At 63.6% G+C, this 10,025-nt stretch carries 9 protein-coding genes; 4 read left to right on the top strand and 5 right to left on the bottom strand.

All coding sequences use genetic code 11. From position 1 onward, the window contains the following. The 5 genes from M3P27_08210 to M3P27_08190 form a co-directional block, all read right to left on the bottom strand. A partial coding sequence (locus tag M3P27_08210; protein MDP9268293.1) for a CAP domain-containing protein occupies positions 1-220 on the bottom strand: 220 nt, incomplete at its 3' end. Positions 221-329: 109 nt separating this feature from the next. Continuing rightward, the gene (locus M3P27_08205; protein ID MDP9268292.1) at positions 330-1,184 is read right to left on the bottom strand and encodes an ABC transporter permease; all 855 of its coding nucleotides are present in this window, start codon (positions 1,182-1,184) and stop codon (positions 330-332) included. 41 nt (positions 1,185-1,225) lie between these two features. Then, positions 1,226-1,921: a hypothetical protein gene (locus M3P27_08200; protein ID MDP9268291.1), complete on the bottom strand. Its 696-nt coding sequence runs from the start codon at positions 1,919-1,921 to the stop codon at positions 1,226-1,228. A 27-nt stretch (positions 1,922-1,948) separates the two neighbouring features. After that, complete coding sequence (locus M3P27_08195) at positions 1,949-2,866, bottom strand: ABC transporter permease (protein MDP9268290.1); 918 nt, start codon at positions 2,864-2,866, stop codon at positions 1,949-1,951. Positions 2,867-3,091: 225 nt separating this feature from the next. Next, complete coding sequence (locus tag M3P27_08190) at positions 3,092-4,453, bottom strand: hemolysin family protein (GenBank protein ID MDP9268289.1); 1,362 nt, start codon at positions 4,451-4,453, stop codon at positions 3,092-3,094. Positions 4,454-4,895: 442 nt separating this feature from the next. Here M3P27_08190 and M3P27_08185 point away from each other — a divergent pair, with 442 nt between their 5' ends. From M3P27_08185 to M3P27_08170, 4 genes are all read left to right on the top strand, one after another. Beyond that, a complete protein-coding gene (locus M3P27_08185) occupies positions 4,896-6,062 on the top strand; it encodes an efflux RND transporter periplasmic adaptor subunit (GenBank protein ID MDP9268288.1) in 1,167 nt (388 codons plus the stop codon). 196 nt (positions 6,063-6,258) lie between these two features. Further along, entirely contained in the window at positions 6,259-7,515 is a 1,257-nt protein-coding gene (locus tag M3P27_08180) for an ABC transporter permease (GenBank protein ID MDP9268287.1), read from the top strand. A 99-nt stretch (positions 7,516-7,614) separates the two neighbouring features. After that, the gene (locus tag M3P27_08175; GenBank protein ID MDP9268286.1) at positions 7,615-8,625 is read left to right on the top strand and encodes a DUF4097 domain-containing protein; all 1,011 of its coding nucleotides are present in this window, start codon (positions 7,615-7,617) and stop codon (positions 8,623-8,625) included. A gap of 53 nt (positions 8,626-8,678) precedes the next feature. After that, the gene (locus M3P27_08170) at positions 8,679-9,941 is read left to right on the top strand and encodes an ABC transporter permease (GenBank protein MDP9268285.1); all 1,263 of its coding nucleotides are present in this window, start codon (positions 8,679-8,681) and stop codon (positions 9,939-9,941) included. The last annotated feature ends 84 nt before the right edge of the window (positions 9,942-10,025 follow it).

The following is a 10,025-nucleotide window of genomic DNA, read 5'->3' as shown; positions in this document are numbered from 1 at the left end:
CCATCATGCGGGCGTGGCGCCGTGCGGCTTCGGCGATGCGATCGTCCCAGGCGAGCGCGTCCATGCCGGCGCGCTCGCGCTCGCGGTTGACCAGTTGCGTCAGCTGGCGTGCGCCCTGGTCGTCGTTCTTGATCTCGGCATTCTTTGACTCAGCCCCGGCGGCCGCCGCGAGGCAGGCGCACCACACCGCCAGCAAGAGGATGGATGCTCTCTTTAACATGATTGTGAATACCATGAATGCTGAATCGTTCGATGCCGGTCACGTTCCTATCGTAGACAAACAATAGACAACGAAAAACGTTTTCAGGTTCCAAAAACGTTCTTGTCGGCTACAGGCCCGCTTCGATCCGCGAGCGCGGATCGAGAAAATCCCGCAGCGCGTCGCCGATGAAATTGAACGAGAGCACCGCCAGCATCACCGCCAGCGCGGGAAACACGACCAGATGCGGCGCGTCGAACAGGTGCGAGCGGCCGTCGTTGAGCATCGAGCCCCAGCTTGCCGTGGGTGGCGGCACGCCCAGCCCGAGGAAACTCATCGTGGCTTCGGCGAGCACCGCGCCAGCCATGCCGATCGCCGCCTGCACCACCACCGGCTGGATGATGTTCGGCAGGATGTGCCGCGTGACGATGCGCCAGTCGCTTGCGCCCAGCGCCCGCGCCGCTTCCACGTATTCTTTTTCGCGCGCCGCCAGCACCTGCGCCCGCACCAGCCGCGCGTAGCCCACCCAGCCGCCGATGGAGAGCGCCAAGATGAGGTTGAACACTCCCGGCCCGAGGAATGCCACGAAGGCGATGGCCAGCAGGATCCCGGGAAAGGACATGAAGGCGTTCATCACGATCACGTTGATGAAGCGGTCGGTCATGCCGCCGTAGTATCCCGCGATGGACCCGATGACGAGGCCGAGGCCGAGCGAGAACGTGACCACGCTCACGCCCACCAGCATGGAGATGCGCGCGCCGAAGATCACGCGCGAGAGGATGTCGCGGCCCAGCTCGTCGGTGCCGAACCAGTGCCCCAGCGATGGCGACTGCAGTCGCGAGGGCAGGTCGATGTACGCGGGGTCTTGCGGCGCTATCCACGGGCCGAAGATGGCGAGCACGGTGAAGAGCGCGACCAGCGCCACGCCCATCGTCGCCAGCGGGTTGTAGCCCAGCAGCCGGCGGCGTATCGCCCCGAGCGGCATCGCCGGCGCGCTCGCCATTGTTTCCATTTGCGGCGTTGCCATCAGCGTGCCGCTCCCTTCCCCGTGGCAGCGAACGCCCCACGGTTCTGTGACGAATAAGCGCGATACGTCAGCGTGACGAATGCAACCCCCAGCCCGGTGACGTAGAGCAGCACCGCAAGTGGCGTCGAGGGCAAGCGGTCAAGCTGTCCGGGGTCGGTGATCGAGTTCTGGTACGCAATGTAGAAGTAGAAGAAGGTGAGTCCGGCAAAGAAGAACGCGAAGATGGTGAACAGCGCCGCGCTTCGTTCCCGCCACGTCGTCGAGCGCTCGCCCATGTGGCGCACGAAATCCGAAGCCGCCACACCGGCAGCGCGTGGAAACAAGCGCATGCGGTTTCCTAGATAGAACGCCGTCATCTGTCCGGCCAGCACCGAGACCAGCAGCTTGCCGGTGAGTCCATACCACTTCGCCACGCCGAGTCCGTAGTGCAGCAGCACATTGCGCCACAGCGGATTCAGCTCCAGCGCGAGGTCAGGACTGCGCCGCAGCGTGATCACGTAGTCGGCCATGTGCGCCACGATGCCAAGTGCGGTCACCACCAACGCCGCCGTCCATATCCGCACGCCGCGAACCTCGCGCGTCGCGCGCACCATGGCGATGGCGCCGGAGAACACTGTGGCCCAAGCCAGCCACGAGAGCCATACACCCCAGCTCTCCACCCAGGCCAGCACGCGCAGGAGAGCGTCGTCAGCCATCTTGGCGTCTCTTCATTGCCGAACCGTTCACTGTCTGATCCGTGGATTCACCGCCGAGTACAGCAGGTCGGTGAGGAAGTTGACGGCCACATACGTCAGGCCGATGGCCAGGATGCATCCTTGCACCAGGTAGTAATCGCGATTCGCGATGGCGGATATCGTCAGCCGCCCGATACCCGGCCACGCAAAAATGGTCTCGGTGACGATGGCGCCGGCGAGCAGCGCGCCAAACTGCAAGCCGACCACGGTCAACACCGGGACCATGGCGTTGCGCAGCGCGTGCTTGTAAACGACGGTGCGCTCGGGCAGTCCTTTCGCGCGCGCCGTGCGAATGTAATCCTGCCCCAGTTCTTCCAGCATCGCCGTGCGCACCATGCGCGTGAGGATGGCTGCGAGCGCGCCGCCGAGCGTGATCGCGGGCAGCACCAGATGTCGCCAGTCGCCCGCGCCCGATACCGGCAGCAGTCCCAGGTAGATCGCGAAGAACAATATAAGGATGGGCCCGAGCGCGAAGTTCGGGAACGAGAGGCCCAGCAAGGACACGAAGCTGAGCACGCGGTCGTCCCACTGGTTGCGGCGCCGCGCCGAGCGCACTCCCGCCGGCACGGCCAGCACCAGCGCCACCAGCAATGCCGCCAGCGTGAGCTTGATGGTCGGCGGATAGCGCTCTGCCACGATCGACGCCACGCTGCGATTGAAACGCAGCGATTGTCCCAGGTCGCCGTGCAGCACGCCCTTCCAGTAATTCATGTACTGCCGGCCGAGCGGGACGTCGAGCCCGTAGGCATGGCGCGCGGCTTCGAGGTCCACGCCCGCCACCCCTTCGCCGAGCATCTGCTGGATGGGATCGCCAGGAACGATGTGGATGAGCAGGAAAACGACCGACACCACCAGCCAGATCACCGGGATCATGTACGCGAGGCGGATGGCGACGTAGCGCAGCATGGGGAGCGAGCAGACTCTAGCACAGTAGCGATGTCATCCTTCGCGAGTGCCGTCCGGCCCGCCAGCGATGTCATCCTTCGCGAGTGCGGTCCGGCCCGCCAGCGATGTCATCCTTCGCGAGTGCCGTCCGGCCGAGCGGAGGATCTGTGAACGGTCACCCTGAGGAGTGCCGCTTGCGAGCGCCTACTCCCGCCAGCGACTAGCGACTAGCGACCAGCGACTTCCTCAGTCGTCCCCCGCCGTCGCCAGCGGCTGCGGCTCGAGTTCGACCTTCACCTTCTCGATGCGGTGGTCCACCATCTGCAGCACGGTGTAACGCCGGTTGTCGTAGACGAAGCTGTCGCCCACCTTCGGGATGCGCTGCAATTGGGTCAGCACGAATCCCGCCAGCGTCTCGAAGCCTTCATCCTTCGGCAGGCGCAACTGGTGGCGCACCTCGAGGTCGCGCAGGTTCTCCGCGCCATCGAGCACGAAGGCGGTCGCGCCCAGCGCGAAGGCGGGCTGCTCGGCCACGTCGAACTCGTCTTCGATCTCGCCCACGATCTGCTCGAGCACGTCTTCCACCGTGACCACGCCCGCGGTCGAGCCGAACTCGTCTACCACCACCGCAAGATGGCGGCGACGCTGCTTGAACTCCAGCAACAGCTCGCTCACCGGCTTGGTCTCGGGAACGAAGAGCACGTCCCGCATCACGTGCTTCACTTTCAAGCTCGAGGCGATGGCGGCCTGCATCTGTCCCTTGGTCAGCTTCACGTGCATCAACCGCGAGACGTCTTTGGAATAGAGCACTCCTACGATGTGCTCCGGCCCGCGCTGCGGATCATAGACTGGCACGCGCGAGTGCTGCTCTTCCACCACCCGCGTCATCGCTTCCTCGAGCGACATCTCGGCGGGCAGCGCAAAGATGTCCGGCCGCGGCACCATGATCTGCCGCACCGTCAGGTTCTCCATCTCGAGCACGCGGTGGATCATGTCCTCTTGCAGCGCGGGTAGCAGGCCCACGCGCCGGCTCGCGGTCACCACCAGCTTCAGCTCCTCCACCGAGTGCATGGAGCCCTCGCGGCCCTCTTTTGAGCCGAACGCTCGCAACACCAGCCGTGACGACCTCTTCATCACCGCCAGCAACGGATGCGAGATGGTAAGGAAGGCTTCCATCGGCCCGGCGACGGCCAGGGCCACGCGCTCGGCGCGCTGCAGCGCCAGCGATTTCGGCACCACCTCGCCCAGGATCACATGCAGGTAGGTGATGGCCAGGAAGGCGATGGTCGCCGCGATGCCGTGGGCATACACGCCGGCATACGGCAGGCTCACGAACAGCGGCATGAGCATGGCCGCCATCTGCACCTCACCCACCCAGCCCAGTCCGAGCGAGGCCAGCGTGACGCCGAACTGGTTGGCGAGCAGCACCTCATCGAGGTTGCGATGGAGTTTTTGGACGGTGCGCGCGCCGGTGCGCCGCTGCTGGACGAGTTGCTCGATGCGGCTGTCGCGGACGCTGACGATGGCGTATTCCGCCGCCACAAAGAAGGCATTCAACGCCACCAGCAGGATGACGATGAAGATCTTCAGCAACGCCAGGGTGAGCATGTAGAGGCGGATTCTACCATCGGAATCCCCTTTTCCCTTGAGCTCTTCCGGGTTACTCGTTTATAATCAATCACTTAGAATTAGAATGTCCGCGCCGAGGCCTCCGTTTTAGCGGATATCCGGCCTCGTTTCCACCCCCCGAGAACCGGCCCAGCGCGTCCGCGTTGCCGGTGTCGCGCCTGGTCCCCGGGCGCGTCGTGGGCCGCGCCTGCGCGGAACGTGAAAAGATGGAGGCAGTTAGCTCACTTTTAAGCGCTCTTGGGGTCTAAGGGGCAGGCGGCACACGACCAGCCGTCCGGCCGGCAGAGATTCAGTCCGAGGTCAGGTTTTCTGGAACGATTCTTGGACGATTTTTGGGACGATTTTTGGAACCCAGACCCCGGTAGGCCCGTAACAACCAGCAGACAACAGAATCGGGCACAGTCCTTTTTGGGAGGCAGCAGTGGCGAACGGCAAGAAAAAGTGGTGGAGAAAAAAAGTTTTTTTGATCGGTGGCTCGATCTCGCTGGTCGTCCTGGCAGTGGTCCTATTCGCGGCGTTCAAAACCAGCAGCGGTAAGCTGGATCCGACGAAGCTGGCGAAAGTGGAGAAGGGCGACCTGGCGAAGAGTGTTGTCGCCACGGGCAAGATCGAGCCGATAACCAAAGTCGAGATCAAATCCAAAGCCAGCGGCATCGTGAAGAAGCTTCACGTCGACGCCGGCGACGTCGTCAAGATCGGTCAAGTGCTCGCCGAACTTGATAAAGAAGAGATCCAGGCGCGCGTGAGCCAGGCGGAAGCTGCCTTGCAGGCGGCGAGCGCCAACGTGGAGCGTGCCAAGGTGGACGCGCTGGGACCCGACGTCCCACTCTTGCTGCGCGCTTATGAGCGCGCACAGGAGATGGCGAAGCAGGGCGTGGTCTCGCAGGCCGCGCTCGACGATGCGCAGCGCAACTACGAACTGGCGGTCAACAAACAGAACATGGCCAAGGCTTCGCTCACGCAGGCCAAGGCGCAAGTGCAGCAGAGTCGCGCGAACCTCGAGCAACTGCAGCAGGAGTATCGCAACTCGACCATCGTCTCGCCGATGGACGGCGTGGTGCTGAACCGCAACGTCGAGATCGGTGACGCGGTCAGCTCCATCCTCGTGCTCGGCTCTTCTGCCACCCTGGTCATGACCGTCGGCGATACCCGCGAGGTCTACGTCAAGGGCAAGGTCGACGAGTCGGATATCGGCAAGGTCTACCTCGACCAGCCCGCGCGCATCAAGGTGGAATCGTTCAAAGACAAGACCTTCAACGGCAAGGTGACGAAGATCTCGCCCATGGGCGCGGAGAAAGACAACGTCACTACCTTCGAAGTGCGCGTCTCGATCGATAACGCTAAGGGCGAACTCAAGGCCGCAATGACCGCGAACGCGGAGATCATCCTGGAAGAACACAAGGCCGTGCTGATGATCCCCGAGGGCGCCATCATCTATGACAAGGACAAAAAGGCTTCGGTGGAAGTCGTCGATCCGAAAGCGGACGGCGGCAAGAAAAAGAGCCCGGTCGAGATCGGCATCTCCAACGGCGCCAAGACCGAAGTCCTCAAAGGCCTGAAGGAAGGCGAACAAGTCGTCCTTCAATAGCAGCTCGCCAGGCTGCTTCCTCCAACGGCCGGACGGCGACTGTAACAAATCGCCTTCCGGCCGTTTCGTTTTCATCCGTGCGCATCCGCGCTTCGCGGATAGCGCGCGGAAACGCTAACTGTTGCCGGCCGCGCAAGTCCAATGGCTCAGTGAGACCGGTTTCCGCAATGAACTTCAGCGCCATGAACCTACCGCAATGAACTTTCGCGAAGTCCTCAAGCAGACTCTGGCCACGCTGCGCGCTCACAAGCTGCGCAGTTTCCTTACCATGTTCGGCATCGTGTGGGGCATCGCCTCCGTCATCCTGCTGGTTGGGCTGGGCAAGGGCTTCTCCAAAGATCAGAAAGAGCGCATGAAGTCGCTCGGCACCGACGTGGCCATCATCTGGGGCGGACGCACCAGCTCCCAGGCGGGCGGTCTCGCCGCCGGCCGCGAGATCCGCCTCTCCGTCGACGACGCCATCGCCATCAAGCAAGAGTGCTACCTGATCAAGACCGTCAGCCCCGAACTGCGCCGCGCCGTGCCGCAATCCAGCCAGTGGAACCAGGCGAACCGCGCCGTCCGCGGCGTGTGGCCCGAGTTCCAGCGCTTCCGCTCGCTCAAGGTGGAAGAGGGCCGCTTGATGGTCGAAGAAGACCAGACGCAGGCGCGGCGCGTGGTGCTGCTCGGCTTCGAAGCGCGGCAGCAGCTCTATCCGGGCAAGGCCGCGGTGGGCGAGACGCTCATGATGAACGGACTTCCCTACACCGTGATCGGCGTGCTCGAGCGCAAGAAACAGAACTCCAGTTACGGTTCCGGACCCGACAACACCCAGCTCTTCGCGCCCTACAGCTCGATGGCGCGCGATTTTCCGCCCCGTGAGCGCCCTGGCATCTTCAAGGGATGGGTGAACAACATCGTGGTCGAGGTCGCCGATCCTGAGCAGCACGCCGAAGCCATCGCGCAGGTCTATCGCGTGCTCGGCCGGCGCCACCACTTCGATCCGCAGGATGAGGACGCGCTCTTCGTGTGGGACACCATGCGCGGCGCCAAGATGGTCTCGCGCATCTTCGAGATCATGACCATGTTCTTCGGCGCGATGGCCATCATGACGCTCTGCCTCGGCGGTATCGGCGTGATGAACATCATGCTCGTCTCGGTGACGGAGCGCACGCGCGAGATCGGAGTGCGCAAGGCCATCGGCGCCACCCGGCGCGACATCCTGCGGCAGTTCTTCACCGAGGCGGTGGTCATCACCCTGCTCAGCGGGACCACCGGCCTCATCGTCGGCGTCGGCATCTGCGTGCTGCTGGATGTGGCGCCCAAGCCCGAATTCATTCCTACGCCCGTGGTCTCGAGCGTTTCCATCATCGGCTCGCTGCTCACCCTCGGACTGATCACCGTGCTGGCGGGAATGTATCCCGCGCGCCGCGCCGCAGAGATGGAACCGGTCGATTCGCTGCGTTACGAATAGGCGGCATGAATCACGCGATCGCAACATCGCTATCCGAAACCTCGCTACCTGATCCCGGGCCCGCACGTCTGAATCTTGAGACACCTTAGGAGCACCGCCATGAAGCAGCTCAGACTCACCACCTTCGCCATCGCCATTCTGATCGCGACGGCAGTAACGTTGGCCATGCCGGCACAGGCCAGCGCCTCCGCGGAAGGCTCGTTCAGCCGCACCCTCAAGGTCGCGGGCGGGACCGACGTCGACGTCAATGTCACGACCGGCTCCGGCAACATCACGGTGCGCACCGGCGCCGCCGACACGGTGCAGATCTACGCGCACATCCACGCCGGCAATGACTGGAGCGGCCTGAGCGCCGAAGAGAAAGTGCGCCGCATCGAAGCCAATCCTCCCATCGAGCAGATGGGTAGCCTGATCCGCATCGGCCGCATCGAAGACCACGAACTGCGGCAGAACGTCGCCATCGACTACGAGCTCACCGTGCCGGCAAAGACGCGGCTGCACAGCCAGACCGGCTCGGGCGACCAAAAGGTCAGCGGCATCCAGGCAGACGTGCGCGTGCAGACCGGCTCCGGCAACCTCACGCTCTCGAACATCGGACTGGCGAACAGCTTGACTCAGTTGCGCGCCGAATCCGGCTCCGGCGACATCGATGTCTCCAATGCCAACGGACGCATGTACGTCTCCACCGGCAGCGGCAACATCCGGACCAGCAATGTCGCCGGCGCCTTCGTCGGCTCGAGCGGCTCCGGCGACATCCGTCTCGACCAGACCGGCGCGGGCGAGGTGAAAGTCGAGACCGGCAGCGGCAACGTGGTGGCGAAGGGCGTGAACGGACCGCTCAGCGTCTCCACCGGCTCGGGCGACGTGGAGATCACCGGCCAGCAGAAAGGCGATTGGAGCCTGACTGCGGGCTCGGGCAACGTCCGCGTGCACCTCAACGGCGAGCCTTCGTTCGACCTCGACGCGCATACTTCGAGCGGCTCCATCGACGTGAACTTCCCGGTGACCATGCAGGGTAGCTTCCGCAAGAACGAGCTGCGCGGCAAGGTGCGCAACGGCGGCAGCCTGGTGAAGGTCCGCACCGGCTCCGGCGACATCATGTTTCAGTAGACCGGTCCCAGTAGACCAGTTCCAGTAAATCGGTTTTAGGTTCTAACCAACCAATGTTGTTCTTCTTCAAAGAGATCGTGGTGCAGGGCTGGCAGTCACTGCTGCGCAACCGCATGCGCTCCCTGCTCACCATGCTGGGCATCGTCTGGGGACTGACCTCGGTCGTCCTGCTGCTCGGCTACGGCGAAGGTCTCGGGAAAGAGATCATCGTCGCTGACCAGGGCATCGGCAACGCGGTCATCCATCTCTGGGGCGGACAGACCAGCATGCAGGCCGGCGGACAGCGCGCCGGCAAGCGCGTCAAGTTCAAGTACGAGGACATCGAAGCCATCCGCGACGAAGTGCCCTCGGTGCGCGCGGTGAGCGCCGAGGCCGACGATACGGTCGGGTTCAAGGTCGGCTCGCGCGTGGTCTCGAATACGGTGAAGGCCATCGACCTGCCCTACGGACCCATGCGCCGCCTCGACATCGAAGAAGGACGCTACTTCAACGAAGGCGACTACGTGGACCATCGCCGCGTGATGGTCCTCGGTCCCGACGCCGCGAAGAAGATCTTCGGCACGCGTCCCGCGCTCGGCCTCACCGCCACCGTCAACGGACAGACCTTCGAGGTCATCGGCATCTTGCGCCGCAAGCTCCAGGATTCATCCAACAACTGCCAGGACAACAACTGCGTCTTCATGCCCTACGCCACGGTGCGCGACCTGCTCGACATGCGCGAACCCGACATGATCCTGTTCCAGCCGGTCGACCGCACGCAGAACAAGCAAACGCTGCTCGCGGTGCGCACCGTGCTCGGACGCATCCACGGCTTCGATCCCAAAGACGAGAAGGCCGTGCCCGATTGGGACACCATCGAGAACTCGCAGGAAATGCGCAACTTCACCCTCGGCCTCGACGTGCTGCTGGGGATGATCGGCGCGCTCACGCTCGGCGTCGGCGGCGTGGGCGTGATGAACATCATGCTCGTCTCGGTGACCGAACGCACCCGCGAGATCGGATTGCGCAAAGCCCTCGGCGCGCGTCCGCGGCAGATCCTCATGCAGTTCCTGGTGGAGGCGCTCGTGCTCACGTTCATCGGCGGCGTGGTCGGCATGCTGTTCGCCACCGCACTCGCCTACGCCATCCCACCCATGCCGCTCTATAGCGACCTGTATAAGACGGCAAACAACGAAGGCGATATCTTGCTGCGTCCGTCGGTGATGGTGATGACGGTCTCGTTCATCGTGCTTAGCATCGTGGGCATCACGTCCGGATTCTGGCCGGCGCTGAAGGCCGCGCGGATGAACCCCATCGAGGCGTTAAGGTACGAGTAGACCTCTTCTCGCCGCGGATGCACGCAGATAAACACAGATAGACCCGCAAGACCTACCGCCCATTCGACTAAGGAGGGGCGCGGC

The organism is Acidobacteriota bacterium, from assembly GCA_030774055.1.
In the GTDB taxonomy this organism is placed as follows: Bacteria; Acidobacteriota; Terriglobia; order Terriglobales; family Acidobacteriaceae; genus JACPNR01.
Note: the sequence above shows the minus strand (reverse complement) of the source record. Positions and strands in the feature narration are given on the sequence as shown.